Source organism: Citrobacter sp. Cb004 (genome assembly GCF_030337065.1).
GTDB lineage: Bacteria > Pseudomonadota > Gammaproteobacteria > Enterobacterales > Enterobacteriaceae > Citrobacter > Citrobacter braakii.
In genome coordinates this window covers 127,386-154,274 of record NZ_JAOWCH010000067.1, presented here as the reverse complement: position 1 = coordinate 154,274, position 26,889 = coordinate 127,386, and the positions used below count along the sequence as shown (strand labels likewise).

27 protein-coding genes and 1 tRNA gene are annotated in these 26,889 nt (G+C 52.3%); 24 read left to right on the top strand and 4 right to left on the bottom strand.

Annotation, left to right across the window (positions count from 1 at the left end):
* A tRNA-Gly gene (locus OGV65_RS19855) sits at window positions 1–76 on the top strand.
* A gap of 269 nt (window positions 77–345) precedes the next feature.
* Here OGV65_RS19855 and queG read toward each other — a convergent pair.
* Window positions 346–1,485 (bottom strand): tRNA epoxyqueuosine(34) reductase QueG, encoded by a 1,140-nt coding sequence (gene queG / locus OGV65_RS19850; RefSeq protein WP_047500017.1) that lies wholly within the window; start codon window positions 1,483–1,485, stop codon window positions 346–348.
* On the opposite strand from queG, the gene nnr reads away from it, so the two are divergent.
* The 22 genes from nnr to OGV65_RS19740 all read left to right on the top strand — a co-directional run bounded on the left by nnr (window position 1,484) and on the right by OGV65_RS19740 (window position 24,362).
* Entirely contained in the window at window positions 1,484–3,031 is a 1,548-nt protein-coding gene (nnr, locus tag OGV65_RS19845) for a bifunctional ADP-dependent NAD(P)H-hydrate dehydratase/NAD(P)H-hydrate epimerase (RefSeq protein WP_094761028.1), read from the top strand. The genes queG and nnr overlap by 2 nt on opposite strands.
* Entirely contained in the window at window positions 3,003–3,464 is a 462-nt protein-coding gene (gene tsaE / locus OGV65_RS19840; RefSeq protein ID WP_016151410.1) for a tRNA (adenosine(37)-N6)-threonylcarbamoyltransferase complex ATPase subunit type 1 TsaE, read from the top strand. The genes nnr and tsaE overlap by 29 nt, the downstream gene beginning before the upstream one ends.
* A 16-nt stretch (window positions 3,465–3,480) precedes the next feature.
* A complete protein-coding gene (gene amiB, locus OGV65_RS19835) occupies window positions 3,481–4,812 on the top strand; it encodes an N-acetylmuramoyl-L-alanine amidase AmiB (RefSeq protein WP_019078199.1) in 1,332 nt (443 codons plus the stop codon).
* 9 nt (window positions 4,813–4,821) lie between these two features.
* Entirely contained in the window at window positions 4,822–6,684 is a 1,863-nt protein-coding gene (gene mutL / locus OGV65_RS19830; protein ID WP_286455362.1) for a DNA mismatch repair endonuclease MutL, read from the top strand.
* The gene (miaA, locus tag OGV65_RS19825; RefSeq protein ID WP_016151413.1) at window positions 6,677–7,627 is read left to right on the top strand and encodes a tRNA (adenosine(37)-N6)-dimethylallyltransferase MiaA; all 951 of its coding nucleotides are present in this window, start codon (window positions 6,677–6,679) and stop codon (window positions 7,625–7,627) included. Before mutL ends, miaA begins: the two co-directional genes overlap by 8 nt.
* 84 nt (window positions 7,628–7,711) lie before the next feature.
* Entirely contained in the window at window positions 7,712–8,020 is a 309-nt protein-coding gene (gene hfq / locus OGV65_RS19820; RefSeq protein ID WP_003025584.1) for an RNA chaperone Hfq, read from the top strand.
* 74 nt (window positions 8,021–8,094) lie between these two features.
* Window positions 8,095–9,375, top strand: a complete 1,281-nt coding sequence (gene hflX / locus OGV65_RS19815; protein WP_016151415.1) for a ribosome rescue GTPase HflX — start codon at window positions 8,095–8,097, stop codon at window positions 9,373–9,375.
* Between the two features lie 189 nt (window positions 9,376–9,564).
* Complete coding sequence (gene hflK, locus OGV65_RS19810) at window positions 9,565–10,818, top strand: FtsH protease activity modulator HflK (RefSeq protein WP_200080260.1); 1,254 nt, start codon at window positions 9,565–9,567, stop codon at window positions 10,816–10,818.
* Window positions 10,819–10,820: 2 nt separating this feature from the next.
* Window positions 10,821–11,825, top strand: a complete 1,005-nt coding sequence (gene hflC / locus OGV65_RS19805) for a protease modulator HflC (RefSeq protein WP_047500009.1) — start codon at window positions 10,821–10,823, stop codon at window positions 11,823–11,825.
* 81 nt (window positions 11,826–11,906) lie between these two features.
* On the top strand, window positions 11,907–12,104 hold the full coding sequence (locus OGV65_RS19800; protein WP_019078201.1) for a DUF2065 domain-containing protein: 198 nt from the start codon (window positions 11,907–11,909) through the stop codon (window positions 12,102–12,104).
* 102 nt (window positions 12,105–12,206) lie between these two features.
* The gene (gene purA / locus OGV65_RS19795; RefSeq protein ID WP_003025606.1) at window positions 12,207–13,505 is read left to right on the top strand and encodes an adenylosuccinate synthase; all 1,299 of its coding nucleotides are present in this window, start codon (window positions 12,207–12,209) and stop codon (window positions 13,503–13,505) included.
* Window positions 13,506–13,721: 216 nt separating this feature from the next.
* Complete coding sequence (gene nsrR, locus OGV65_RS19790; RefSeq protein WP_003025609.1) at window positions 13,722–14,147, top strand: nitric oxide-sensing transcriptional repressor NsrR; 426 nt, start codon at window positions 13,722–13,724, stop codon at window positions 14,145–14,147.
* 38 nt (window positions 14,148–14,185) lie between these two features.
* Complete coding sequence (rnr, locus tag OGV65_RS19785; protein ID WP_286455361.1) at window positions 14,186–16,648, top strand: ribonuclease R; 2,463 nt, start codon at window positions 14,186–14,188, stop codon at window positions 16,646–16,648.
* A 70-nt stretch (window positions 16,649–16,718) separates the two neighbouring features.
* Window positions 16,719–17,450 carry a 23S rRNA (guanosine(2251)-2'-O)-methyltransferase RlmB gene (rlmB, locus tag OGV65_RS19780; RefSeq protein ID WP_003830482.1) on the top strand — a complete coding sequence of 244 codons (732 nt, stop codon included), beginning with the start codon at window positions 16,719–16,721 and terminating at the stop codon, window positions 17,448–17,450.
* A gap of 124 nt (window positions 17,451–17,574) precedes the next feature.
* Window positions 17,575–17,979, top strand: a complete 405-nt coding sequence (locus OGV65_RS19775; RefSeq protein ID WP_149381742.1) for a DUF2170 family protein — start codon at window positions 17,575–17,577, stop codon at window positions 17,977–17,979.
* Between the two features lie 15 nt (window positions 17,980–17,994).
* The gene (locus OGV65_RS19770; RefSeq protein ID WP_259687467.1) at window positions 17,995–18,693 is read left to right on the top strand and encodes a PspA/IM30 family protein; all 699 of its coding nucleotides are present in this window, start codon (window positions 17,995–17,997) and stop codon (window positions 18,691–18,693) included.
* Complete coding sequence (locus tag OGV65_RS19765; RefSeq protein ID WP_286455360.1) at window positions 18,693–19,760, top strand: potassium channel family protein; 1,068 nt, start codon at window positions 18,693–18,695, stop codon at window positions 19,758–19,760. The genes OGV65_RS19770 and OGV65_RS19765 overlap by 1 nt, the downstream gene beginning before the upstream one ends.
* The gene (locus OGV65_RS19760) at window positions 19,760–20,419 is read left to right on the top strand and encodes a YjfK family protein (protein ID WP_191221218.1); all 660 of its coding nucleotides are present in this window, start codon (window positions 19,760–19,762) and stop codon (window positions 20,417–20,419) included. Before OGV65_RS19765 ends, OGV65_RS19760 begins: the two co-directional genes overlap by 1 nt.
* 17 nt (window positions 20,420–20,436) lie before the next feature.
* Window positions 20,437–20,835, top strand: a complete 399-nt coding sequence (locus OGV65_RS19755; RefSeq protein ID WP_286455359.1) for a DUF350 domain-containing protein — start codon at window positions 20,437–20,439, stop codon at window positions 20,833–20,835.
* Between the two features lie 9 nt (window positions 20,836–20,844).
* On the top strand, window positions 20,845–21,486 hold the full coding sequence (locus OGV65_RS19750) for a DUF1190 domain-containing protein (protein WP_181221124.1): 642 nt from the start codon (window positions 20,845–20,847) through the stop codon (window positions 21,484–21,486).
* Between the two features lie 2 nt (window positions 21,487–21,488).
* A complete protein-coding gene (locus OGV65_RS19745) occupies window positions 21,489–22,655 on the top strand; it encodes a glutathionylspermidine synthase family protein (RefSeq protein ID WP_149381752.1) in 1,167 nt (388 codons plus the stop codon).
* A gap of 84 nt (window positions 22,656–22,739) precedes the next feature.
* Complete coding sequence (locus OGV65_RS19740; RefSeq protein WP_286455358.1) at window positions 22,740–24,362, top strand: isovaleryl-CoA dehydrogenase; 1,623 nt, start codon at window positions 22,740–22,742, stop codon at window positions 24,360–24,362.
* 85 nt (window positions 24,363–24,447) lie between these two features.
* Here OGV65_RS19740 and yjfN read toward each other — a convergent pair whose 3' ends face one another.
* Together yjfN and bsmA are read right to left on the bottom strand one after the other, a co-directional pair.
* Window positions 24,448–24,723, bottom strand: a complete 276-nt coding sequence (gene yjfN / locus OGV65_RS19735) for a DUF1471 family protease activator YjfN (protein WP_016151420.1) — start codon at window positions 24,721–24,723, stop codon at window positions 24,448–24,450.
* 147 nt (window positions 24,724–24,870) lie between these two features.
* Window positions 24,871–25,200 (bottom strand): biofilm peroxide resistance protein BsmA, encoded by a 330-nt coding sequence (gene bsmA / locus OGV65_RS19730; protein ID WP_029139740.1) that lies wholly within the window; start codon window positions 25,198–25,200, stop codon window positions 24,871–24,873.
* A 181-nt stretch (window positions 25,201–25,381) separates the two neighbouring features.
* Here bsmA and yjfP point away from each other — a divergent pair, with 181 nt between their 5' ends.
* Complete coding sequence (yjfP, locus tag OGV65_RS19725; RefSeq protein WP_286455357.1) at window positions 25,382–26,131, top strand: esterase; 750 nt, start codon at window positions 25,382–25,384, stop codon at window positions 26,129–26,131.
* On the opposite strand, the gene ulaR is transcribed toward yjfP, so the two are convergent.
* Entirely contained in the window at window positions 26,128–26,883 is a 756-nt protein-coding gene (ulaR, locus tag OGV65_RS19720; protein WP_016151423.1) for an HTH-type transcriptional regulator UlaR, read from the bottom strand. The two genes, yjfP and ulaR, sit on opposite strands and share 4 nt — an antisense overlap.
* Window positions 26,884–26,889: the final 6 nt, after the last annotated feature.

Here is a 26,889-nt window from a genome sequence, read left to right as displayed (position 1 = left end):
GCGGGAATAGCTCAGTTGGTAGAGCACGACCTTGCCAAGGTCGGGGTCGCGAGTTCGAGTCTCGTTTCCCGCTCCAAATTCTTACCCCAATAAAAATATCCACAGCGAATAAATACGTTGGGGACGTTTTGTTTCGTCATTGACATACTCTTGTAAACAGACTTATCCACAGGTTCGGGTATTATTCCTGGAATGCAAAAAACTTAGTCGGGTGAATAGTATCATTTTAACTATTTGAAAATATTGAATTAATTATCATTTCAAATTGTTAATGCGATCACTTGACGATTTTTTCCCTCTTGAATATCAATGTGTTTTTATTTTTATACACAAGCTGTGGATGACTTAAGCGTCACGCGGCAGACCCTTTTCAATGACTCTGACCAAACGTTGTTTCTTCGGTAACTGCACTTCAACTACGCAGGCATTTCGCTTCTCGATTTGCTGAGCAACCGCCCACTCTATGTGTTCGTCGAGAAGTGGGTGCTCACCTCTGCGACTTTCCAGCGCGTGAATAACGGCTTCATCCCATGGGGCATTACCCAGCGCAACAGCGATATTTCGCAGCCAGCGCAGGTGACCAATACGACGAATAGCAGACCCCTCCGTGACTTTTAAAAACCACGCTTCGCTCCAGCTAAACAGCTCTATTAACTCCGGAGCATGAAGCTGTTTGCGTGGGTTGAAGTCATCCTCTGTCGTCAACTGCGAGTAACGGTTCCACGGGCAAATGAGCTGGCAATCATCGCAGCCGTAAATTCGATTCCCCAACAGGGGACGAAATTCTTCCGGGATCGCGCCTTCCAGTTCGATAGTGAGATAAGAGATACAGCGGCGCGCATCTACCGTGTAGGGTTCAACGATGGCTCCGGTGGGACAGATGGTCATACAGGCGACGCATTTCCCGCATCCTTCTTCTACTGGGTTGTCGACCGGCAGGGGCAAATCGATCAGTAATTCCCCGAGAAAGAAAAATGAACCAGCTTCGCGATTGAGGATAAGTGAGTGCTTACCTGTCCAGCCAAGCCCGGCTTTTTCCGCTAATGGACGCTCAAGAATGGGCGCAGAATCGACAAAAGGTCTAAAATTCAGCGAAACGCAGTGCTGTTGAATCCTCTCCCCCAGCTTTTTTAAGCGGTTACGCAGCAGTTTATGGTAGTCGCGCCCAAGCGCGTAACGGCTGACGTAACCCAGAGAAGGGTTTTTCAACGTGCTGGCAAAGGCCGCATTGGCAGGAAGATAGTTCATACGTACGCTGATGACACGTAGCGTACCGGGTAATAATTCGTGAGGTCGGGCGCGCATCATGCCGTGACGGGCCATCCAGTCCATCTCGCCGTGATAGTGTTTATCCAGCCAGGCCTGCAGTTTGGGCTCCGCTTCGCTGAGGTCGGTATCGGCAATACCGACCTGCTGAAAGCCAAGCTCCAGCCCCCACTGCTTAATATTTTGCGCTAACTGATTGAGATCGAGGGGCTCTGACATGACGGACCATACAATGAAGAAAAACCCCGCAAGTATACCACACTCCATTTGGCACGCCGATGACATCAGGCGGATGGAGCGAGAGGCGGCAGACAGTTTAGGACTGACGTTGTACGAGCTGATGCAACGGGCGGGAGAGGCGGCGTTTCAGGTCACCCGCGAGACATATCCAAACGCTCAGCACTGGCTGGTGCTATGTGGTCATGGCAACAACGGTGGTGATGGTTACGTGGTGGCAAGGCTTGCCAAAGCTCAGGGGCTTGATATTACGTTGCTGGCGCAGGAGAGTGATAAAGCGCTCCCTGAGGAAGCACAGCAGGCACGCGACGCCTGGCTTAACGCCGGTGGCGTCATTCATGCTGCGGATATCAATTGGCCAGATCGCGTGGACGTCATTATTGATGCGCTGTCAGGCACGGGCTTAAAACACGCGCCGCGTGAGCCGCTCTCGGCATTGATCGAACGAGCTAATCACCATCCTGCCCCTGTCGTGGCAATAGACATTCCATCCGGCCTGCTGGCGCAGACGGGCGCGGCGCCGGGCGCGGTTATCAATGCGGCGCACACCGTGACCTTTATTGCGTTGAAGCCTGGTCTGCTAACCGGTAAAGCGCGCGATGTCACCGGACGCCTGCATGTTAACGCACTCGGTCTGGACGACTGGCTGGCGGGGCAGAACGCGCCGCTGCAACGGTTTGATGCTCAACAGCTTGTACACTGGTTAACGCCGCGTCGACCCACCTCGCACAAAGGCTCCCACGGTCGGCTGGTGATCATCGGTGGTGACCACGGCACGGCTGGCGCAATACGCATGGCCGGTGAAGCGGCGCTGCGTGCAGGAGCCGGGCTGGTTAAAGTGCTGACCCGTAGTGAAAATATTGCGCCTATTCTGACTGCCAGACCGGAACTGATGGTCGATGCGCTGACGCCGCAGACTCTGGAGGAGAGCCTGGCGTGGGCGGATGTTGTGGTAATAGGACCAGGGCTTGGTCAGCAGGAATGGGGTAAAAAAGCGCTGCAGAAGGTAGAGAATTTTCGCAAACCGATGCTCTGGGATGCGGATGCGTTGAACCTGCTGGCAATCAACCCCGATAAACGTCACAATCGCGTGATCACGCCGCATCCTGGTGAAGCCGCGCGACTTCTGGGCTGTTCCATTGCAGAAATTGAAGACGATCGCTTACTTTGTGCACAACGTCTGGTAAAACGGTACGGAGGCGTCGTCGTGCTGAAAGGCGCGGGTACGGTTGTTGCTGCCGAACAGGCCGAATTGGGTATTATTGATACCGGCAATGCTGGAATGGCCAGCGGCGGAATGGGTGATGTGCTTTCCGGTATTATTGGCGCATTGCTCGGACAGAAGCTTACCCCGTATGATGCGGCATGTGCGGGATGTGTCGCGCACGGTGCGGCGGCGGATGTGCTGGCGGCGCGTTTTGGTACGCGCGGCATGCTGGCGACAGATCTCTTTACCACGCTACAGCGTATTGTTAACCCTGATGTGATTGACGTTTATCATGATGAATCGAGTAATTCCACTACCTGATGAGCAGGCGACTTTAGACCTGGGACTGCGGGTAGCCAAAGCCTGTGATGGCGCGACGGTAATTTATTTGTACGGCGACCTGGGGGCGGGTAAAACCACTTTCAGCCGGGGATTCCTGCAGGCGTTAGGTCACAAAGGAAATGTAAAAAGCCCCACCTATACGCTGGTTGAACCCTATTCGCTCGATAATTTGATGGTATATCACTTCGATCTGTACCGACTTGCGGACCCAGAGGAGCTGGAATTTATGGGGATCCGCGATTATTTTGCCAATGACGCCATCTGTCTGGTGGAATGGCCGCAACAAGGTAAAGGTGTACTGCCAGACCCGGACGTCGAAATACACATTGAATATCAAGCGCAAGGTCGAGAAGCGCGCATAAGCGCAGTCTCCTCATCGGGTGATTTATTGCTGGCGCGTTTAGCCGATTAACCTTAAGGGTGGCGGGATGATTTATCGCATCAGAAACTGGCTGATGGCAACACTGGTCCTGCTGTGCGCGCAGGCAGGGGCCGCCAGCCTCTCCGATCTTCAGGTGTCCAATGGCGATCAGCAAGCGCGGATTACGCTGAGCTTTATTGGCGATCCTGAATACGCAGTTTCGCAGGACGGGAAACGAACCGTCGCGTTGGATATTAAACAAACCGGTGTGATTCAGGGGTTACCGCTGCTGTTTAGCGGCAATAATCTGGTGAAATCTATCCGTTCCGGCACGCCAAAAGATGCGCAGTCTCTGCGCCTGGTGGTGGATTTAACCGAGAACGGCAAAGCCGAAGCCGTAAAACGCCAGAACGGCGGCAATTATACCGTCGTGTTTACCATCAAAGCTGATGCGCCTCCGCCGCCTCCACCACCTCCAGTGGTTGCGAAGCGTGTTGAAGCGCCGGTTATCGCCCCGCGCCCTGCCGAGCCTGCGCGTAATCCGTTTAAAGCGGAAAACGATCGCACCACGATGGTAACCAACAGTAATACCTCCACACGGCCTGCGGCGCGCGCCAGTACAAGTAACGGCGAAAAAGTAGTTATCGCCATTGATGCCGGACACGGCGGGCAGGATCCTGGCGCTATTGGTCCCGGTGGCACACGTGAGAAAAACGTCACGATTGCCGTGGCGCGCAAACTGCGCAGTTTGCTCAATGATGACCCGATGTTTAAAGGCGTACTCACCCGTGATGGCGATTACTTTATCTCGGTGATGGGGCGTTCAGACGTTGCGCGTAAACAAAACGCCAACTTCCTGGTCTCTATACATGCAGATGCCGCACCAAACCGGGATGCCACAGGTGCTTCCGTCTGGGTACTGTCAAACCGTCGGGCAAACAGTGAAATGGCCGGCTGGCTGGAACAGCACGAAAAGCAATCGGAACTGTTGGGTGGGGCGGGCGATGTGCTGGCAAACAGCCAGTCCGATCCTTATCTCAGCCAGGCCGTGTTGGATCTGCAGTTCGGTCATTCGCAACGCGTTGGGTATGATGTAGCGACCAGCATGATCGGCCAGTTAGAACGTATTGGCTCGATGCATAAGCGTCGTCCGGAACACGCCAGCCTTGGGGTATTACGTTCGCCTGATATCCCGTCAGTGCTGGTTGAAACTGGCTTTATCAGTAACAACAGCGAAGAGCGTCTGTTGGCGAGTGATGACTACCAGCAGCAGCTGGCCGAGGCAATTTACAAAGGATTGCGTAACTATTTCCAGGCGCACCCGATGCAAACCGGGCCTCAAGGCACACCGGCGCAAACCGCGAGTGCGGTATCGCCTGGCAACACGTTAACAAATTAAGGATTAGCCATGCCGATTCAGGTTCTACCGCCACAGTTGGCGAACCAGATTGCCGCAGGCGAGGTGGTAGAACGGCCTGCGTCAGTGGTGAAGGAGCTGGTGGAAAACAGTATTGATGCTGGTGCGACGCGCATTGATATTGATATTGAGCGCGGCGGCGCGAAGCTTATCCGTATTCGTGACAACGGCAGCGGGATTAAAAAAGACGAGCTGGCGCTGGCGCTGGCGCGTCATGCCACCAGTAAAATTTCCTCGCTTGACGATCTCGAAGCCATCGTGAGCCTCGGGTTTCGCGGCGAAGCGCTGGCCAGTATCAGCTCCGTTTCTCGTTTAACCCTGACGTCGCGTACGCAAGAACAACCTGAAGCCTGGCAAGCTTATGCCGAAGGGCGCGACATGGATGTGACGGTTAAACCCGCTGCGCATCCGGTGGGAACCACGCTGGAGGTGTTAGATCTGTTCTACAACACTCCGGCGCGGCGCAAGTTTATGCGCACCGAGAAAACTGAATTTAATCATATCGACGAAATAATCCGCCGCATTGCGCTGGCACGTTTTGATGTGACGATTAATTTGTCGCACAACGGCAAAGTGGTGCGTCAGTACCGGGCAGTGGCCGCGGATGGGCAGCAGGAGCGCCGACTGGGCGCGATTTGCGGCACGCCATTTCTGGAACATGCGCTGGCGATTGAATGGCAGCATGGCGATTTAACGCTGCGCGGCTGGGTGGCCGATCCTAACCACACAACGGCGGCGCTGGCGGAAATCCAGTACTGCTATGTGAATGGCCGGATGATGCGCGACCGGTTGATCAACCATGCTATTCGTCAGGCCTGTGAAGATAAGCTGGGAGCCGATCAGCAGCCCGCTTTTGTGTTGTATCTGGAAATCGACCCGCATCAGGTGGATGTTAACGTACATCCCGCCAAACATGAGGTCCGTTTTCATCAATCACGCCTGGTGCATGATTTTATTTACCAGGGCGTGTTGAGCGTCCTGCAACAGCAGCTTGAAACGCCGCTGCCGTTGGCTGATGACGACGAGCCCGCGCCAAGGCACATCCCAGAAAACCGCGTCGCGGCCGGGCGTAACCATTTTGCCGAACCGGCCCCGGCGCGTGAACCTGCGACACCGCGTTACTCAGCATCTGCTGGCGCTGGCAGCAGTGGTGGCCGTCAGACGGGGGCCAGTTGGCCTCATGCCCAGCCTGGATATCAAAAGCAGCAGGGTGAGATTTATCAGCAACTGTTACAGACGCCGGTTCCGCCGCGTAAAACGCCGGTTTCTGAAACGCCATCAGCACCTCTGACCGGCAACAGTCAGGGCTTTGGGCGGGTGCTAACCATTGTCGGTACGGACTGCGCATTACTCGAATGCGATGGTCATATTCGGTTGCTGGCATTGCCGGTGGCGGAACGTTGGCTACGTCAGGCGCAGTTAACGCCGGACCAGGGCGTCGTTTGCGCTCAGCCGTTACTGATCCCTTTACGTCTAAAAGTAAACGCTGATGAAAAAGCGGCGCTGCAAAAAGGGCAGAGCCAACTGGCTGAGTTGGGTATTGAATTTCAACTGGATGCACAGCATGTGACCATCCGGGCGGTGCCTTTACCCTTACGCCAACAAAATTTACAAATCTTGATTCCTGAACTGATAGGCTACCTGGCGCAGCAGTCCGAATTCGAACCGGGCAATATTGCACAGTGGATTGCACGTAATCTGATTAGCGAGCATCCGCAGTGGAGCATGGCTCAGGCGATTACGCTGTTAGCGGATGTTGAGCGGCTTTGCCCACAACTCGTGAAGGCGCCGCCGGGTGGTTTGTTACAACCTGTTGATTTACATTCGGTAATGAATGCCCTGAAACATGAGTGATACCCGTAAGGCGAGCCTGCCAAAGGCGATTTTTTTGATGGGGCCGACGGCCTCCGGTAAAACGGCACTGGCAATTGAATTGCGTAAAGTTTTGCCTGTAGAGTTGATAAGCGTTGATTCCGCCCTTATTTACAAGGGGATGGATATCGGTACAGCCAAGCCTGATGCAGATGAATTACAGGCCGCGCCGCACCGGTTGCTGGATATCCGCGATCCGTCCCAGGCGTACTCTGCTGCGGATTTTCGCCGCGATGCGTTAGCCGAGATGGCCGATATCACCGCCGCGGGGCGTATTCCGCTGCTGGTGGGCGGCACAATGTTATATTTCAAAGCCTTGCTTGAAGGGCTGTCGCCGTTACCGTCGGCAGATCCGGAAGTCAGGGCCAGAATTGAGCAGCAGGCGGCAGAGCATGGGTGGGACGCGTTACACCGACAGCTTCAGGAAATAGATCCGGTGGCTGCGGCGCGTATTCATCCAAATGATCCGCAAAGACTTTCCCGGGCACTGGAAGTTTTTTTCATTTCGGGTAAAACTTTAACGGAGCTGACGCAAACGTCAGGAGATGCTTTGCCGTATCAGGTGCATCAGTTTGCTATCGCCCCGGCGAGCCGTGAACTGCTCCATCAGCGAATTGAGCAGCGTTTTCATCAGATGTTGGCTTCAGGTTTTGAAGCAGAAGTCCGGGCGCTATTTGCCCGTGGAGATTTGCATACGGATTTGCCTTCCATTCGTTGTGTAGGGTATCGCCAGATGTGGTCATACATTGAAGGCGAAATTTCATACGATGAAATGGTTTATAGAGGTGTTTGCGCCACGAGGCAGTTGGCGAAGCGACAGGTAACCTGGTTGCGTGGTTGGGAAGGGGTGCACTGGCTTGACAGTGAAAAGCCTGACCAGGCGCGAAACGAAGTATTACAGGTTGTTGGTGCTATCGCGAACTGAATGTGTACAATTGAAACGTATCGTGCGCAATTTTTCAGAATCGAAAGGTTCAAAGTACAAATAAGCATATAAGGAAAAGAGAGAATGGCTAAGGGGCAATCTTTACAAGATCCGTTCCTGAACGCACTGCGTCGGGAACGTGTTCCAGTTTCTATTTATTTGGTGAATGGTATTAAGCTGCAAGGTCAAATCGAGTCTTTTGATCAGTTCGTGATCCTGTTGAAAAACACGGTCAGCCAGATGGTTTATAAGCACGCGATTTCTACTGTTGTCCCGTCTCGCCCGGTTTCTCATCACAGCAATAATGCCACCGGCGGCACAGGCAGCAACTACCATCACGGTAGCAACGCGCAAGGTTCATCTGCGCAACAGGACAGCGAAGAAACCGAATAAGGTTGTTAGCTGTTTTACACACGGGGAGCCAGCGATCCTGCGTTCCCCGTTGATATATATTAAGGGGTTGACGCTTGTTTGACCGTTATGATGCCGGTGAGCAGGCGGTACTGGTACACATCTATTTTTCGCAAGACAAAGATATGGAAGACCTCCAGGAGTTTGAATCTCTGGTTTCTTCCGCCGGTGTCGAAGCAATGCAGGTGATTACCGGGAGCCGTAAAGCACCGCACCCGAAGTATTTTGTTGGTGAAGGTAAGGCAATCGAAATTGCGGAAGCCGTAAAAGCGACTGGCGCTGCGGTGGTGATTTTTGATCATGCTCTAAGCCCCGCCCAGGAACGTAACCTGGAACAGTTGTGCCAGTGTCTTGTTATCGACAGGACAGGTCTTATTTTAGATATTTTTGCCCAGCGTGCGCGCACCCATGAGGGGAAGTTGCAGGTTGAGCTGGCGCAGTTGCGCCATATGGCTACTCGTCTGGTCCGTGGCTGGACCCACCTTGAAAGGCAAAAGGGCGGGATTGGTTTGCGCGGTCCGGGTGAAACCCAGCTCGAAACCGACCGTCGTTTGCTGCGTAATCGCATTTTGCAAATACAGTCGCGCCTGGAAAAAGTTGAAAAGCAACGTGAGCAGGGGCGACAGTCGCGCAAGAAAGCGGATGTCCCAACCGTATCACTGGTGGGATATACCAACGCCGGAAAATCCACCCTGTTCAACCAGATCACCGAAGCCCGGGTTTACGCAGCGGATCAACTGTTTGCGACCCTGGACCCAACGCTGCGCCGTATAGACGTAGCGGACGTCGGTGAAACCGTGCTGGCGGATACCGTAGGGTTTATCCGTCATTTGCCGCACGACCTGGTGGCGGCGTTTAAAGCCACCCTGCAGGAAACGCGTCAGGCGACATTGCTGCTGCATGTTATTGATGCTGCAGATTTTCGTGTGCAGGAAAACATCGAGGCCGTCGACACGGTGCTCGAAGAGATCGATGCGCATGAGATCCCGACTCTGCTGGTGATGAATAAAATCGATATGCTGGATGATTTTGAACCACGTATCGACAGAGATGAAGAGAATAAACCCATTCGCGTTTGGGTTTCAGCGCAAACGGGAATAGGTATACCACAGCTTTTTCAGGCTTTGACTGAGCGACTTTCCGGTGAGGTGGCGCAGCATACGTTGCGTTTGCCGCCGCAGGAAGGGCGTCTGAGAAGCCGGTTTTACCAACTTCAGGCAATAGAAAGAGAGTGGATGGAGGAGGACGGCAGCGTAGGTCTGCAGGTTCGTATGCCGATCGTAGACTGGCGTCGCCTCTGTAAACAAGAACCGGCACTGGAAGACTATATTGTCTGACCTGACGGATATGGCCTGAAGATTTTTTCGCCTCTATACCTTGTGGGTTTTGTGCAGCATGAAGGTGGCAAGTCCTGAAATCTTCAGGAGCATAGTCAACTATGTGACTGAGATTAAGGGGCGTAGCCAACGCATCGGCAGCGCAAAATACGCAGGTATAGCATCGCATAACAAATATGGAGCACAAAAATGGCGTGGAATCAGCCCGGTAATAACGGACAAGACCGCGACCCGTGGGGAAGCAGCAAACCTGGCGGCAACCCTGAGGGAAATGGAAACAAAGGTGGTCGCGATCAGGGACCTCCCGATCTGGATGATATCTTCCGCAAACTGAGTAAAAAGCTCGGTGGTCTGGGTGGCGGTAAAGGTGCTGGTTCTGGCGGCGGTAGCTCATCGCAAGGCCCGCGTCCGCAATTGGGTGGTCGAGTCTTTACTATCGCAGCGGCAGCTATCGTCATTATCTGGGCGGCCAGCGGTTTCTACACCATTAAAGAAGCGGAACGCGGCGTGGTGACACGCTTCGGTAAATTCAGCCATTTGGTTGAGCCGGGTCTGAACTGGAAACCGACCTTTGTCGACGAAGTGACCCCGGTCAACGTGGAAGCCGTGCGTGAACTTGCCGCATCCGGCGTGATGCTGACCTCTGACGAAAACGTCGTACGCGTTGAAATGAACGTGCAGTACCGCGTGACCGATCCGCAGCGTTACCTGTTTAGCGTAACCAGCGCGGATGACAGTCTGCGTCAGGCAACCGACAGCGCCCTGCGTGGGGTTATCGGTAAATACACCATGGATCGTATCCTGACCGAAGGGCGTACCGTTATTCGTAGCGATACCCAGCGTGAACTGGAAGAAACGATCCGTCCGTACAACATGGGTATCACCCTGCTGGACGTCAACTTCCAGGCAGCACGTCCGCCGGAAGAAGTAAAAGCCGCGTTTGACGATGCCATTGCAGCACGTGAAAACGAGCAGCAGTACATCCGTGAAGCAGAAGCGTACACCAACGAAGTTCAGCCACGTGCTAACGGTCAGGCGCAGCGTATTCTGGAAGAAGCGCGTGCTTACAAAACGCGAACCATCCTGGAAGCACAGGGTGAAGTGGCTCGTTTCGCAAAAATTCTGCCGGAATATAAAGCCGCACCGCAAATTACTCGCGAGCGTCTGTATATCGAAACCATGGAAAAAGTGCTGAGCAATACCCGCAAAGTCCTGGTTAACGATAAGGGCAGCAATCTGATGGTTCTGCCGCTGGATCAAATGCTGAAAGGCGGTAGTGCGCCAGCAGCAAAGAGTGACAGCAGTTCAAACCTGCTGCGTCTGCCGCCAGCAACGACGTCCGGCGCTGGAGCAAGCAATACCTCGTCCACCAGTCAGGGCGATATTATGGACCAACGCCGCGCGAACGCGCAGCGTAACGACTACCAGCGTCAGGGGGAATAACGATGCGTAAGTCAGTTATTGCGATTATCATCATCGTTCTGGTAGTTCTGTTCATGTCTGTCTTTGTGGTCAAAGAAGGCGAGCGCGGGATTACTCTGCGCTTTGGTAAAGTTCTGCGTGACGATGAAAACAAGCCGCTGGTTGTTGCACCAGGCCTGCACTTCAAGATTCCGTTTATTGAATCTGTGAAGATGCTGGATGCGCGTATTCAGACCATGGACAACCAGGCCGATCGCTTTGTTACCAAAGAGAAGAAAGACCTGATCGTTGACTCCTACATTAAGTGGCGCATCAGTGACTTTAGCCGTTACTACCTGGCAACGGGCGGTGGCGATGTTTCTCAGGCAGAAGTCCTGCTGAAACGTAAGTTCTCTGACCGTCTGCGTTCTGAAATTGGTCGTCTGGACGTGAAAGACATCGTTACCGATTCCCGCGGTCGTCTGACGCTGGAAGTTCGTGATGCGCTGAACTCCGGTTCTGCTGGCACGGAAGATGAAGTCGCGACACCGGCGGCAGATAGCGCGATTGCCGAAGCGGCTGAGCGTGTTCAGGCTGAAACAAACGGTAAAGTACCTGTCATCAACCCGAACAGTATGGCGGCATTGGGCATCGAAGTGGTTGACGTGCGTATCAAGCAAATCAACCTGCCTGCTGAAGTGTCTGAGGCTATCTACAACCGTATGCGCGCTGAGCGTGAAGCGGTAGCGCGTCGCCATCGTTCACAAGGTCAGGAAGAAGCGGAAAAACTGCGTGCCACGGCGGATTATGAAGTGACTAAAACGCTGGCAGAATCTGAGCGTCAGGGCCGCATCATGCGCGGTGAAGGCGATGCAGAAGCCGCTAAACTGTTTGCCGATGCGTTCAGCCAGGATCCTGACTTCTACGCCTTCATCCGTAGCCTGCGTGCTTACGAGAAGAGCTTTGAAGGCAACCAGGACGTGATGATCATGAGCCCGGACAGCGATTTCTTCCGCTACATGAAGACACCGAGCACTACGACACGCTAATAAAGTTCCAGCGGTTTTAAACCAGCAAAACCACCGGCATCCCCAGGGATGCGGTGGTTTTCTTTTTATAAAGGACGATGGATGAATTCAACAATTTTGCTGGCGCTCGCGCTGGTTTTGGTGCTGGAAGGCCTGGGCCCTATGCTTTATCCACGCGCGTGGAAGAAAATGATTTCCGCAATGGCGCAACTTCCCGAAAATACTTTGCGTCGTTTTGGTGGAGGTCTTGTGGTTGCGGGCGTTGTGGTCTACTACATGTTGAGGAAAACGATTGGCTGATCAATAAGTAGCCTATTTTGCGGATTTTCGCATGCAAAAAGTGCTGTATATCTGAAAAAGCGGTGGTAGAATCCATTTTTAAGCAAACGGTGATTTTGAAAAATGGGTAACAACGTCGTCGTACTGGGCACCCAATGGGGTGACGAAGGTAAAGGGAAGATCGTCGATCTTCTGACTGAACGGGCTAAATATGTTGTGCGCTACCAGGGTGGTCACAACGCAGGCCATACTCTCGTAATCAACGGTGAAAAAACCGTCCTCCATCTTATTCCATCAGGTATTCTTCGCGAGAATGTCATCAGCATCATCGGTAACGGTGTTGTACTGTCTCCGTCCGCGCTGATGAAAGAAATGAAAGGACTGGAAGATCGTGGCATCCCGGTTCGCGAGCGCCTGCTGTTGTCTGAAGCTTGTCCGCTGATCCTTGATTATCACGTTGCGTTGGATAATGCTCGTGAGAAAGCGCGTGGCGAGAAAGCGATCGGTACTACCGGTCGTGGCATCGGTCCGGCTTATGAAGACAAAGTAGCTCGTCGCGGTCTGCGCGTTGGCGATCTGTTTGATAAAGCAACCTTCGCTGAAAAACTGAAAGAAGTGATGGAATATCACAACTTCCAGCTGGTGAATTTCTATAAAGTTGAAGCAGTTGACTACCAGAAAGTGCTGGATGATGTGATGGCGATTGCCGACATCCTGACCTCTATGGTTGTTGATGTTTCCGATCTGCTGGACCAGGCGCGTAAGCGTGGCGATTTCGTCATGTTCGAAGGCGCACAGGGTACCCTGCTGGATATCGACCACGGTACCTATCCGTACGTAACGTCTTCCAACACCACCGCAGGTGGCGTGGCGACCGGCTCCGGCCTGGGTCCACGTTATGTGGATTACGTTCTGGGTATCATCAAAGCTTACTCTACACGTGTAGGCGCGGGTCCGTTCCCGACTGAGCTGTTTGATGACGTTGGCGAGTTCCTGTGCAAACAAGGTAACGAGTATGGCGCGACCACCGGTCGTCGTCGTCGCACCGGTTGGCTGGACTCCGTTGCGGTACGCCGTGCAGTACAGATTAACTCCCTGTCTGGCTTCTGCCTTACCAAACTGGACGTACTGGACGGTTTGAAAGAGGTGAAAATCTGTGTCGCTTATCGTATGCCGGATGGCCGTGAAGTAACGACTACCCCGCTGGCTGCAGACGACTGGAAAGGTATCGAGCCGATCTACGAAACCATGCCGGGCTGGTCTGAATCCACCTTCGGTGTGAAGGAACGTAGCGGTCTGCCGCAGGCAGCACTGAACTACATCAAGCGTATTGAAGAACTGACCGGTGTGCCGATTGATATTATCTCAACTGGCCCAGACCGTACTGAGACCATGATCCTGCGCGACCCGTTCGACGCATAATTATGGTTATAGCGTGGCGTCGAATGGCGCTGCGCTTGCACTATCTTAGGCCGGATGAGGCGCTTTGCATCATAATCCGGCTTAAAATCACGTAAGTTCCTCGCTTTTTTCCTTCCTGAACTGAAATAAATTAGCGACCTGGCTGGTGGCTGGTTTATCATCAATGTAATTAATACCACCAGGTTTATCCGTTTTATCCCTTTTCCTGAGGTTGATGTGCAGTTAACAAGTTTCACCGATTACGGATTACGTGCGCTAATCTACATGGCGTCACTTCCCGAAGGACGTATGACCAGTATTTCTGAGGTGACAGAAGTCTACGGCGTGTCCCGTAATCATATGGTCAAAATAATCAATCAACTTAGCCGTGCGGGCTTCGTTACTGCTATTCGAGGAAAAAATGGCGGTATCCGCCTGGGTAAACCAGCTAAGGATATTGGTATTGGTGATGTGGTTCGCGAGCTGGAACCACTATCGTTGGTCAATTGTAGCAGCGAGTTTTGCCACATTACCCCAGCCTGTCGACTTAAACAGGCGCTTTCTAAGGCAGTGCAAAGTTTTCTCACGGAACTGGACAACTACACACTTGCTGATTTGGTTGAAGAGAATCAACCGCTTTATAAATTATTGCTGGTGGAGTGACGAAAATCTTCATCAGAGCTGACAATGGAGGAACCTCGATGTCACAAGATCCTTTCCAGGAACGCGAAGCAGAAAAATACGCGAATCCTATCCCGAGCCGGGAATTTATCCTCGAACATTTAACTAAACGTGAAAAACCGGCCAACCGCGATGAGCTGGCCGCTGAACTCAACATTGAAGGTGAAGAGCAGCAAGAAGCGCTGCGTCGCCGCCTGCGCGCCATGGAGCGTGACGGGCAACTGGTCTTCACTCGTCGTCAGTGCTATGCGCTGCCGGAGCGTCTTGACCTGCTGAAAGGTACCGTTATTGGCCACCGTGATGGCTACGGCTTTCTGCGCGTTGAAGGCCGCAAAGATGACCTGTACCTGTCCAGCGAGCAGATGAAAACCTGCATTCATGGCGATCAGGTGTTGGCACAGCCGCTGGGCGCGGACCGTAAAGGTCGTCGCGAAGCGCGTATTGTGCGCGTACTGGTGCCGAAAACCAGCCAGATTGTCGGTCGCTACTTCACCGACGCTGGCGTTGGGTTTGTCGTCCCTGACGACAGCCGCCTGAGCTTTGATATCCTGATCCCGCCGGAAGAGGTGATGGGTGCTCGTATGGGCTTTGTGGTCGTGGTTGAGCTGACCCAGCGTCCGACGCGTCGCACTAAAGCGGTGGGTAAAATTGTTGAAGTCCTGGGCGACAACATGGGAACCAGCATGGCCGTTGATATGGCGCTGCGTACTCATGAAATCCCGTATATCTGGCCTCAGGCGGTCGAAAAACAGGTCGCCGGACTGAAAGAAGAAGTGCCGGAGGAAGCGAAAGCCGGACGTGTCGATCTGCGCTCCCTGCCGCTGGTCACTATCGATGGCGAAGATGCGCGTGACTTCGACGATGCGGTTTACTGCGAGAAGAAACGCGGCGGCGGCTGGCGTTTATGGGTGGCGATTGCTGACGTAAGCTATTACGTTCGCCCGCCGACTCCGCTGGACCAGGAAGCGCGCAGCCGTGGCACATCCGTCTACTTCCCATCTCAGGTTGTTCCGATGCTACCGGAAGTGCTGTCTAACGGATTGTGTTCGCTCAACCCGCAGGTGGACAGGCTGTGTATGGTCTGTGAAATGACCATTTCGTCGAAAGGCCGCTTAACAGGCTTTAAATTCTACGAAGCGGTTATGAGCTCCCATGCGCGTCTGACCTACACCAAGGTCTGGCACATGCTGCAGGGCGATCAGGAACTGCGTGAGCAGTACGCGCCGTTAGTTAAACACATTGAAGAGCTGCATAACCTCTACAAAGTGCTGGATAAAGCGCGTGAAGAGCGTGGCGGTATCTCGTTTGAAAGTGAAGAAGCGAAGTTTATCTTCAATGCTGAACGCCGTATTGAGCGTATTGAGCAGACGCAGCGTAATGCCGCGCACAAACTGATTGAAGAGTGCATGATCATGGCGAACATCTCAGCGGCGCGATTCGTTGAGAAAGCCAAAGAGCCGGCACTGTTCCGTATTCACGATAAGCCGACGACCGAAGCGATTAATTCGTTCCGTTCGGTGTTGGCGGAGCTGGGGCTGGAGCTGCCCGGCGGTAATAAACCCGAGCCGCGTGATTACGCTGAACTGCTGGAGTCGATTGCTGACCGTCCTGACGCAGAAATGCTGCAAACTATGCTGCTGCGTTCAATGAAGCAGGCGATTTACGATCCGGAAAACCGCGGTCACTTTGGCCTTGCGTTGCAATCTTATGCACACTTCACCTCGCCGATCCGTCGTTACCCGGATCTCTCCTTGCACCGGGCGATTAAGTATCTGCTGGCGCAGGAGCAGGGCCATAAAGGCAACACCACGGAAACGGGTGGCTACCATTATTCGATGGAAGAGATGCTGCAGCTGGGTCAACACTGTTCGATGGCCGAGCGCCGTGCTGACGAAGCCACACGCGACGTCTCTGACTGGCTGAAGTGCGACTTCATGCTGGATCAGGTAGGTAATGTCTTCAAAGGCGTGATCGCCAGCGTGACCGGGTTTGGTTTCTTCGTCCGTCTTGATGAGCTGTTTATCGACGGTCTGGTGCATGTCTCCTCCCTGGATAACGACTACTATCGTTTTGACCAGGTTGGGCAGCGTCTGACGGGAGAATCCAGCGGTCAAATGTATCGCCTGGGCGATCGCGTGGAAGTTCGCGTGGAAGCGGTCAACATGGACGAGCGTAAAATCGACTTCAGTTTGATCTCCAGCGAACGTGCACCGCGCAATGAAGGTAAAACCGCGCGTGAAAAAGCGAAAAAAGGCGATGCGGGTAAAAATACCGGTAAGCGTCGTCAGATGGGCAAAAAAGTGAATTTCGAGCCGGATAGCGCTTTCCGCGGCGAGAAGAAAGGCAGAGCCAAACCTCAGGCGGATAAAAAAACGGCTGAGAAGAAAGGCGATAAAAAAGCGAAAAAACCATCGGCAAAAACGCTTAAAATCGCTGCCGCCACCAAAGCTAAACGCGCGACGAAAAAGAAAGTCGCGCAATAACAGCCATAAACAGTAAGTCGGGCAACCTCGCGTTGCCCGCGTTACGCATAAACTATTAACGAGTACATTCATGAGTGAAATGATTTACGGCATCCATGCGGTGCAGGCTCTGCTGGAACGTGCGCCTGAGCGCTTCCAGGACGTCTTTATTCTCAAAGGTCGTGAAGATAAACGCCTGCTGCCGCTGATCCACGCACTGGAAGCACAGGGTGTTGTCATTCAGCTGGCTAACCGCCAGTTCCTGGATGAGAAAAGCGAGGGTGCGGTACATCAGGGAATTATTGCTCGCGTGAAGCCGGGTCGTCAGTATCAGGAAAACGATCTGCCGGATCTGATTGCTACGCTCGATCAGCCGTTCTTTTTGATCCTCGATGGTGTTACCGATCCGCATAACCTGGGGGCATGCCTGCGTAGCGCCGATGCTGCTGGCGTCCATGCTGTTATCGTACCGAAGGATCGTTCTGCGCAGTTGAATGCAACGGCGAAAAAAGTGGCCTGCGGCGCGGCAGAAAGCGTACCGCTGATCCGTGTGACCAACCTGGCGCGCACTATGCGTATGCTGCAGGAAGAGAATATCTGGATCGTCGGAACCGCAGGTGAAGCTGACCATACTCTCTACCAGAGCAAAATGACCGGACGTCTGGCGCTGGTGATGGGCGCAGAGGGTGAAGGTATGCGTCGTTTGACCCGCGAACACTGTGACGAACTGATCAGCATCCCGATGGCTGGGAGCGTTTCGTCGCTGAACGTTTCAGTTGCGACGGGCATCTGCCTGTTTGAGGCTGTACGCCAGCGCGGCTAAACTTATTTTTCGGAAAAAGCCATCCAGATTTGGATGGCTTTTTTTTATCTTAAACAAGTATGATAAATGGTGGAAAATGATATTCATTTTATTTATTTTTAACTAACTAATATATGGAAAATATATGGCATGGACTCCGCAGTTGCTTGCTAAAGCACTACAAACTCTTCCTGAATTAAATATAAATACTGAATATAACGAACAATCATTAATGGTCAAAATGAATGATTTTGGTGATTTGTCGCTCAGTGTTCTATTCACTTCCCGCCAAATTATTATAGAAACTGTTATTTGTTCTGTTAGTAGTATTCATGATCAGGATGAATTTAATATTTTCTTATTACGTAATCAAAAAATCCTTCCTTTGTCTTCTGTGGGAATTTCTCGCGTTCAGCATGAAGAATATTACGTCGCATTTGGCGCCCTCTCGCTTAATTCATCGTTGGATGATGTGGTTCTGGAGATGACTACGCTTGCAGATAACGCGCTGGATCTCGCTGAAATAACTGAAGAATACACTTACGAATAACAAGGAACGCTATTTATGGGAATTTTGAAAAGCCTGTTTACTCTCGGCAAGTCTGTGCTTTCGCAAGCGGAAGAGTCAATCGAAGAAGCGCAGGGGGTGCGGATGCTGGAACAGCATATTCGCGATGCGAAAGGTGAACTGGATAAAGCCGGAAAATCACGGGTTGACTTGCTGGCGCGCGTGAAGTTGAGCAACGATAAATTAAACGATCTGCGCGAGCGCAAGGCCAGTCTGGAAAACCGGGCACTTGAGGCGCTGAGTAAAAATGCTAATCCGTCTCTGATTAACGAAGTTGCGGAAGAGATTGCCCGTCTGGAGAATGTCATAACCGCCGAGGAGCAAGTGCTTACTAACCTTGAGAGCTCTCGTGATGGCGTTGAAAAAGCGGTTAATGCCACCGCGCAGCGGATTGCGCAGTTTGAACAGCAGCTTGAGGTGGTAAAGGCAACGGAAGCGATGCAGCGTGCCCAACAGGCCGTAACCACATCGACTGTCGGCGCGTCTTCCAGTGTCTCTACGGCGGCGGAGTCGCTCAAGCGTTTGCAAACACGTCAGACAGAGCGTCAGGCCCGCCTGGATGCGGCCGCACAGCTTGAGAAAGTTGCAGATGGGAGTGACCTTGACGAAAAACTGGCAGAGGCAGGCATTGGCGCAACTAATAAAAGCTCTGCTCAGGATGTTCTGGCGCGACTGCAACGGCAGCAAGGCAAGTAATGCTGTTCACTTGGGTCATCAAAATATGCCAACGGAATCTCTCAAGACTGACCTGGCCTGCTTTGATTGGGCTATTTGTAGGGCAGTACCTGTTTTGTTACCTGGTGCTGAGATTACTGGGCGAAGAGATGCTGGTTGGTCGCCTGAGCGATTTTATCTATTACTGCTCGGTCGTGGGTTCTACGCTGGGGTTTGGCGACCTTAGTCCGCAAACAGCAGAAGGGCGAGTTTTTACAGCTCTATGGCAGATCCCAGTCAGCGTTGGGTTATTCGGCGCATTAATGGGTAAGGTTATTGGCATGGTACAAGGAATGTTAGCGAAAGGAATGATGGGGATGGGGGATTATCGTCATTTGCGCAATCATATGCTGGTGGTTGGCTGGCGCGGCCACCAGACGGAAAAAATGATATCGCTGCTGCTGTATGACACCCGGCGTGCTTTCGAGCGGGTGCTCCTGTGTGAATCGGATGATATTCAACATCCTTTGCAGGGGAATCACTGGGTTGATTTCATTCGTATTCGTAATTTTAATGACGCACATGAGCATGCTCGTATGGGGTTATGTACTTGCCAGAGCGCTATCATCTTTGCCCGTACGGATGAACTTACGTTTACCATCGCACTTTCGCTGGCTGATTCGATCCCTGAGCAGTGCCATGTTGTTGCTTATATGGAAGATGAGCGTTACGCAGGATTGCTTGAGGTGCATTGTCCACGCATTGAAATTGTACGCAATCTCTCTGCTGAACAAATTTCTCGATCCATTCAGGATCCTGGTTCTTCCCAGTCGGTTGCATCCATTATGAATCCTATGCTGGGCGACACGGGTTTTGCCGTACCGATTCCGGAAGAGGTGACTTCAATTCGTTATGGCAATTTAATGCGTTATATGAAGCTCCGCCATGATGCAACCGTGTTGGGCATTAGCACCTGTAAAAATGGTCGTGGTATGGAATTGAACCCGGTCATCTCGACGGAGGTAAAAGGAGGAATGTGGCTACATCTGATTGGTAATAGCCGCATTCTGGCGAAGGAGATTGCCTGGCTGGAGATCGAGGATAAATGATGACAAGTTTTTTCCAACGTTTATTTGGTAAGGCCGCTGCTGTTGCGCCAGTTCGTGGGCCGTTGGGGTTACATCTGAATGCAGGGTTCACGATCGATACATTGGCGTTTCGCCTGTTAGAAGAAGCTTTATTGATTGAATTGCCGGGTGAAGAGTACACCGTTGCAGCCGTCAGCCACATTGATTTAGGTGGTGGAAGTCAGATTTTCCGCTACTACACGTCTGGAGAGGAGTTTTTGCAAATCAATACCTCCGGTGGAGCAGATATCGATGATATCGACGATATCAAACTCTTTGTTTATGAAGAAAGTTACGGGATTTCGCAAAAAAAACACTGGCAGTCTGCCATTAGCCCGTCAGTGATAGGTACGCCAACACTTAGCTGGCAGGAAGAACGTTGGCAGCGCTTTTTTAACGATGAAGAACCGGGGAATATTGAACCGGTTTATATGCTGGAAAAGGTGGAAAACCAGCAGCACGCCACATGGGAAGTGCACAATTTTACCATGGGCTACCAGCGACAGGTGGCAGATAATACCTGGGAATACCTGCTGTTAAACGGTGAAGAGTCGTTTAATGAGCAGGGAGAACCTGAGTGGGTATTCTCCCGGGCGTTGGGCATCGATATTTCTTTAACATCAATCAATATTATTGGTTAATTTCAAGGACGGCTACAATGCATATACTGGATTCATTATTGGCTTTTTTCGCCTATTTTTTTATTGGTGTAGCCATGGTGATAATTTTCCTTTTTATTTATTCGAAAATAACGCCGCACAATGAATGGCAACTTATCAAAAATAATAATACGGCAGCGTCGCTGGCATTTAGTGGAACCTTGCTCGGTTACGTTATTCCGCTATCCAGTGCGGCAATTAATGCTGTTAGCATTCCAGATTATTTTGCCTGGGGTGGTATTGCACTGGTAGTTCAACTCGTTATTTACGGCGGTGTGCGCTTATATATGCCGACGCTGAGTGAAAAAATCATTAATCACAATAGCTCCGCGGGATTATTTATGGGAACCGCTGCGCTGGCGGGAGGCATTTTTAACGCCGCCTGCATGACATGGTAATGGACGATCATGGCAAGAAAACGTAAATCAGGAAGCAAAAACAAGGTGGTGGGGCATTCTGCTATTACGCGGATTAACCGCCCGATTAATCCCTTTGAAAAAAAACGTAGCCGTTACAGCGGCAAATATCTGACGCTGGCTATTATGGGCGGCGCGGCATTTTTTATTCTTAAAGGATGTGCAGACGACGCCGATACCGATAATGATGGCGACGGTAAATTTTACTCAACGGTGAGTGAATGCATTGATGATGGCAATAGCGCCACCGTTTGTACCGATGGCTGGAACAACGCGAAAGCTGAATTCTATGCCAGCTTGCCAAAGCAAATGAGTAAGGAGAGTTGTCAGGCACAGTTTGGTGACTGTTATCTCGATAGCACGGCTCAGAGCTGGGTACCTGTGGTCACCGGGTTTTTACTCACCAGGATGATTCGCAAAGATCGCGATGAACAGTATGTTTACAGCAGCGGCGGTTCTTCATATGCTTCGCGCCCGGTCTGGCGTACGACTTCGGGAGAGTATGGCTGGCGTTCCGGCAGCGGAAAAAATGATACCGCTACCACCCATACTTATACGACGAAGAAAGTATCGACGGTTTCTCGTGGCGGCTATGGAAGATCATCCAGCGCACGTGGGCACTGGGGAGGTTAACGATGCTGCGACATGATGTCCCTATACGCCGGGATCTGAACCGGATCGCTTACGATCACGGTTTTGATTTTCATATCATCGACAATGAGATTTATTGGGATGAGAGCCGGGCATACCGCTTTACGCTTCGGCAAGTGGAAGAGCAGATCGAAAAGCCCACTGCGGAACTGCACCAGATGTGTCTGGACGTTGTCGAACGAGCAGTTAACGACGAACAGATTATGCAGCAACTGGCGATCCCGCCGCTGTACTGGGACGTTATTGCCGAAAGCTGGCGCAATCGTGATCCCTCTCTGTACGGCCGCATGGATTTTGTCTGGTGCGGAAATAACTCCCCGGTCAAGCTGCTGGAATACAATGCTGATACGCCAACGTCGCTCTATGAGTCGGCGTATTTTCAGTGGCTATGGCTGGAAGATGCGCGTCGTAACGGCGTTATCCCACGCGATGCCGACCAGTATAATGCCATTCAGGAACGGCTTATATCCCGTTTTGCTGAACTTTATAGCCAGGAACCCTTCTACTTCTGCTGCTGTGAAGATACCGATGAAGATCGCACTACCGTGCTGTATTTACAGGATTGCGCGCAGCAGGCAGGGCAAGAATCGCGGTTTATGTATATTGAAGAACTGGGGCTTGGCGTCGGCGGTGTGCTCACGGACCTGGATGACAATGTGATTCGTCGCGCTTTTAAGCTCTATCCCCTGGAATGGATGATGCGAGATGAAAATGGTCCCTTGCTTTGCCATCGTCGCGAGCAGTGGGTTGAACCGTTGTGGAAAAGTGTGCTCAGTAATAAAGGGTTGATGCCATTGCTGTGGCGTTTTTTCCCCAATCATCCCAACCTACTGCCAGCTTGGTTCGACGGAGAAGTACCGCAAATAGCGCAGGGTGAAAGCTATGTGCGTAAACCCATATTCTCCCGTGAAGGGGGAAACGTCACCATTTTTGATGGTCAGCAACATATCGTCGAACACGCTGAGGGCGACTACGCCGAAGAGCCGATGATCTATCAGGCATTTCAGGCGCTACCGCGTTTTGGTGATAGCTATACGCTGATTGGCAGTTGGATCGTGGATGATGAAGCGTGTGGCATGGGGATCCGCGAAGATAATACGTTGATCACGAAAGATACTTCTCGCTTTGTTCCTCACTATATTGCGGGCTAACCGTGCTTTTGTGATCTCCCTCCGTCGCGAATAATGTGGTTCTGACCATACTTAAGGTGACGGCCATTGACGGAGGGAGACACAATGCACTGGCAAACCTATACCGTTTTTAACCAACCTGTACCGCTCAATAACAGCAACTTATATCTGTCCGATGGCGCGCTGTGTGAAGCGGTTATCCGTGAAGGCGCTGGCTGGGATAGCGATCTTCTCGCCAGTATTGGTCAGCAGCTAGGGACTGCCGAGTCGCTCGAGCTTGGCCGTCTGGCCAATGCTTTTCCACCCGAGTTGTTGCGCTACGACTCGCAGGGTCAGCGGCTGGATGATGTGCGTTTTCATCCTGCCTGGCATTTACTGATGCAGGGATTGTGCGCCAATCGCGTACATAATCTGGCCTGGGAAGAAGACGCGAGGCAGGGATCATTTGTTGCCCGGGCGGCCCGTTTCATGCTGCATGCGCAGGTGGAAGCGGGCACGTTGTGTCCGGTTACCATGACTTTTGCCGCCACGCCGTTGTTACTTCAGATGTTACCTACCCCCTTTCACGACTGGTTTACGCCGCTGCTAAGCGACCGTTATGACTCGCATTTACTGCCAGGAGGGCAAAAGCGTGGGTTATTGATCGGCATGGGAATGACCGAGAAGCAGGGGGGGTCAGATGTGCTGAGCAATACCACTCAGGCAGAACGTCTTACAGACGGCTCGTATCGGCTGGTGGGACATAAGTGGTTTTTCTCCGTGCCGCAAAGCGATGCCCATCTGGTGCTGGCTCAGGCAAAGGGAGGTTTATCCTGCTTTTTTGTACCGCGATTTTTACCCGACGGGCAGCGTAATGCTATTCGTCTGGAGCGGCTGAAAGATAAGTTAGGCAATCGCTCCAACGCCAGCTGCGAGGTTGAATTCCATGATGCGATTGGCTGGCTATTGGGTGAAGAAGGGGAAGGTATACGTCATATCCTGAAAATGGGCGGGATGACGCGTTTTGACTGTGCGCTCGGCAGTCATGGCATGATGCGACGTGCTTTTTCCGTCGCGATTTACCATGCGCATCAGCGACAGGTTTTTGGCAAGCCATTGATCGAACAACCGATGATGCGCCAGGTATTAGGTCGGATGGCGCTCCAACTGGAAGGTCAGACGGCGTTACTGTTCCGACTGGCGCGGGCCTGGGACCGTCGCGTTGATGCCAAAGAATCTCTGTGGGCCAGGTTGTTCACACCAGCAGCGAAATTCTCTGTTTGCAAGGCCGGTATGCCGTTTGTTGCAGAGGCGATGGAAGTGCTCGGCGGGATTGGCTACTGCGAGGAGAGTGAATTGCCGCGCCTGTATCGTGAGATGCCGGTAAACAGTATCTGGGAGGGCTCTGGCAACATTATGTGCCTCGATGTATTGCGGGTGCTGACAAAACAACCCGGCATATACGATATGCTCAGCGAAGCCTTTGCTGAGGTAAAAGGGCAAGACCGACATTACGATCGAATGGTACGTCAACTACAGCAGCGTTTACGTAAACCCAGCGAGGAGTTGGGACGGGAGATTACACAGCAGCTTTTCCTGCTCGGTTGCGGGGCGCAGATGTTGCGCTATGCCTCTCCGCCAGTGGCGCAGGCCTGGTGTCAAATGATGCTCGATACGCGTGGTGGACTACGATTGTCCGAGCAGGTGCTGAACGACTTGCTCCTGCGGGCAACGGGGGGATTACGGTAATAATATGCCTGATGGCGACGCTGGCGCGCCTTATCATGCCTACATTCAATGTAGGCCGGATAAGTTTACGCCATCCGGCAATCTGTTAAGCATAGAGTATGGCCTGTACGCGCCAGTTGTCGGGCTGCTGGTCTTCGTACATCTGAATGATCCGATACCATGAGGCACCCTGTTCATCCGCTTTTAACGCGACTACTCGTTCTACATCCTGCGGATTCCCTGCAATGTTACTGACAGATATCAGGCCAATTTCGTTCAGGCCTGTAACGCAGTCAGCACTGGCGAACTCGGCAGACTGCGCCGTAGTACCTACCAGTCCGGCAGAAAGCAGCAGTGAGGATAAGGCAAGTGATTGTTTCATCGTCAGCTCCATTATTCGTACCCCTACACACGGCAGGGCATTCCATCGCGATCATAAACCTCAAGCTTCCTGCTGTTGGTTTATTGTGCACAGGTAAACGCATAGCGGCGCAAAGCAATGTAAAGCTGACTAAATTCCAACCCAATGTTATTTACGATACAAAATAGCCTGTGAATACCATTGGCCTGTCACGATGGTTTCATCCACTAATAAAACCACGTAGTAATCAGCTTTAGCCGCGACGGCTTTGTCACGGATCTCTGCCAGCGCATCATCCGGAGAGCCTCTTACCAGCGCGCTGACCGTTCCTATTCGCTGTAACCCATTACTCTGGTCACGGCGGATCTCCTGCGGGTGGTCGGCAACGGGCGGTGCGGGTTGCGGCGTTCCCTGTAGCACGCTACAGGCGCTTAAAAGCATCACCAGCAATAAAGAGGCAAACCGACGCATAACTCTATCTCGTTTCCTGATAGCCATAGTGTAGTGCCTTATCAATTTCCCTTTAGGGGAATGTTCCCGAAGTGTTATCTCTCACGCGATTTTCGAATGAAAATGTTGCGAAAGCGTAACCCAGTTCTCAACATTATGAATCATTGCCGAACACATTCGCTTGCGTTAAGTATTGCTGCATGGCATACCAGAAAAAAAGAGGCGACAAATGATCGAAATTGAAACACGACAGTTGGCTGGTATCCCTGTCCTGCACGCCGTTCCGGCTGGTAAACGCGAGTGTTCACTCCCTTGCATTATTTTCTATCACGGGTTTACATCTTCAAGTCTGGTTTATAGCTATTTTGCCGTTGCTCTGGCTCAGGCCGGATTCCGGGTTGTCATGCCCGATGCGCCTGACCATGGTGCCCGCTTCAACGGTGATGCTCAGGATCGAATGTTTCGCTTCTGGCATATATTGCAGCAAAACATGCAGGAGTTTACGACGTTACGTGCGGCGCTGGTGGCGGAAAATTGGCTATCAGATGAAAGACTTGCTGTTGCGGGGGCGTCGATGGGAGGCATGACGGCGTTGGGCATTATGACCCGCCATCCCGAGGTTAAATGTGTAGCCAGCCTGATGGGTTCGGGCTATTTTACCCGTCTTGCACAGACGCTTTTTCCCCCTTTACGGGTCCAGACGCCAGAGCAGCAGGCAGAGTTCGATGCCATTATCGCACCGCTCGCCGAATGGGACGTTACGCATCAGCTACAACGCCTGGCCGACAGACCGTTGCTGTTGTGGCATGGACAGGAGGACGATGTGGTGCCCGCGGTTGAAACCTTCCGCTTACAGCAGGCGCTGATTCAGGCAGGGCTGGATAACAATTTAACCTGCCTGTGGGAAGCGGGCGTACGCCACCGCATCACGCCAGAGGCGCTGGCTGCGACGGTAACGTTTTTTCGCCAGCACCTTTAAACGCGCACGATGCTTACGCCCTGAGCTTCAAGTTGTTGCAGAATCTCAGGGTTAGCATTTTTGCCGGTAATGAGCATATCGATTTGATCGGCGCGACTGAACAGCATCCCCGCGCGTTCACCGACCTTACTGCTATCGACCAGCACCACCAGTTTACCCACTACGTTAAGCATCTTCTGCTCAGCCATCGCGGTTAGCATATCGGTTTTATACAGTCCGTCCGCGGTCAACCCTTTACCGCTGGTAAACATCCAGTGTCCGGCATACAGGCTATTTTCGCTGCCTTGCGGACTAAGCGTGATGGACTGGCTTTTGTTGTATTGCCCTCCCATGATGATCACGCTGTCATGCTCCTGGTCGATCAGATAGTTCGCCAGCGGCAGATAATTGGTGATGATCTGCACCGGCTTGCCGCACATTTCACGACCAAGCAGGAAGGCGGTTGATCCGCAGTTGATCACCACGCTTTCACCCGCATTTACAAGCTGGGATGCTGCCTTGGCAATACGAACTTTTTCATCGTGGTTCTGCGCCTGATGCAGATTCATAGGTGTCCAGCGCGGACGTTGCTGGGTGATGGCTTCTGCGCCATTGCGGACTTTCTTGAGTTTGCCGCTTTCGTCGAGTTTATTGATGTCCCGGCGTGCTGTGGCTGGTGAAATCCCCAGACGCTCAATCACGTTCTCAACGGTAACAAAGCCCAACTGCGCCAGCATATCCAGCAATATTTGATGTCTTTGTGCTTCAGTCATGAGCTA

Bases quoted from the DNA above. Each gene is read 5' to 3' on its own strand.
- OGV65_RS19740 (WP_286455358.1), top strand. From the start codon at position 22,740: ATGCACTGGCAAACCTATACCGTTTTTAACCAACCTGTACCGCTCAAT.
- OGV65_RS19800 (WP_019078201.1), top strand. From the start codon at position 11,907: ATGAATTCAACAATTTTGCTGGCGCTCGCGCTGGTTTTGGTGCTGGAA.
- hfq (WP_003025584.1), top strand. From the start codon at position 7,712: ATGGCTAAGGGGCAATCTTTACAAGATCCGTTCCTGAACGCACTGCGT.
- ulaR (WP_016151423.1), bottom strand. From the start codon at position 26,883: ATGACTGAAGCACAAAGACATCAAATATTGCTGGATATGCTGGCGCAG.
- OGV65_RS19750 (WP_181221124.1), top strand. From the start codon at position 20,845: ATGGCAAGAAAACGTAAATCAGGAAGCAAAAACAAGGTGGTGGGGCAT.
- bsmA (WP_029139740.1), bottom strand. From the start codon at position 25,200: ATGGCTATCAGGAAACGAGATAGAGTTATGCGTCGGTTTGCCTCTTTA.
- rlmB (WP_003830482.1), top strand. From the start codon at position 16,719: ATGAGTGAAATGATTTACGGCATCCATGCGGTGCAGGCTCTGCTGGAA.
- yjfP (WP_286455357.1), top strand. From the start codon at position 25,382: ATGATCGAAATTGAAACACGACAGTTGGCTGGTATCCCTGTCCTGCAC.
- OGV65_RS19765 (WP_286455360.1), top strand. From the start codon at position 18,693: ATGCTGTTCACTTGGGTCATCAAAATATGCCAACGGAATCTCTCAAGA.
- hflK (WP_200080260.1), top strand. From the start codon at position 9,565: ATGGCGTGGAATCAGCCCGGTAATAACGGACAAGACCGCGACCCGTGG.
- OGV65_RS19755 (WP_286455359.1), top strand. From the start codon at position 20,437: ATGCATATACTGGATTCATTATTGGCTTTTTTCGCCTATTTTTTTATT.
- mutL (WP_286455362.1), top strand. From the start codon at position 4,822: ATGCCGATTCAGGTTCTACCGCCACAGTTGGCGAACCAGATTGCCGCA.
- OGV65_RS19745 (WP_149381752.1), top strand. From the start codon at position 21,489: ATGCTGCGACATGATGTCCCTATACGCCGGGATCTGAACCGGATCGCT.
- OGV65_RS19760 (WP_191221218.1), top strand. From the start codon at position 19,760: ATGACAAGTTTTTTCCAACGTTTATTTGGTAAGGCCGCTGCTGTTGCG.
- purA (WP_003025606.1), top strand. From the start codon at position 12,207: ATGGGTAACAACGTCGTCGTACTGGGCACCCAATGGGGTGACGAAGGT.
- hflC (WP_047500009.1), top strand. From the start codon at position 10,821: ATGCGTAAGTCAGTTATTGCGATTATCATCATCGTTCTGGTAGTTCTG.
- miaA (WP_016151413.1), top strand. From the start codon at position 6,677: ATGAGTGATACCCGTAAGGCGAGCCTGCCAAAGGCGATTTTTTTGATG.
- tsaE (WP_016151410.1), top strand. From the start codon at position 3,003: ATGATGAATCGAGTAATTCCACTACCTGATGAGCAGGCGACTTTAGAC.
- nnr (WP_094761028.1), top strand. From the start codon at position 1,484: ATGACGGACCATACAATGAAGAAAAACCCCGCAAGTATACCACACTCC.
- yjfN (WP_016151420.1), bottom strand. From the start codon at position 24,723: ATGAAACAATCACTTGCCTTATCCTCACTGCTGCTTTCTGCCGGACTG.
- rnr (WP_286455361.1), top strand. From the start codon at position 14,186: ATGTCACAAGATCCTTTCCAGGAACGCGAAGCAGAAAAATACGCGAAT.
- amiB (WP_019078199.1), top strand. From the start codon at position 3,481: ATGATTTATCGCATCAGAAACTGGCTGATGGCAACACTGGTCCTGCTG.
- OGV65_RS19770 (WP_259687467.1), top strand. From the start codon at position 17,995: ATGGGAATTTTGAAAAGCCTGTTTACTCTCGGCAAGTCTGTGCTTTCG.
- queG (WP_047500017.1), bottom strand. From the start codon at position 1,485: ATGTCAGAGCCCCTCGATCTCAATCAGTTAGCGCAAAATATTAAGCAG.
- OGV65_RS19775 (WP_149381742.1), top strand. From the start codon at position 17,575: ATGGCATGGACTCCGCAGTTGCTTGCTAAAGCACTACAAACTCTTCCT.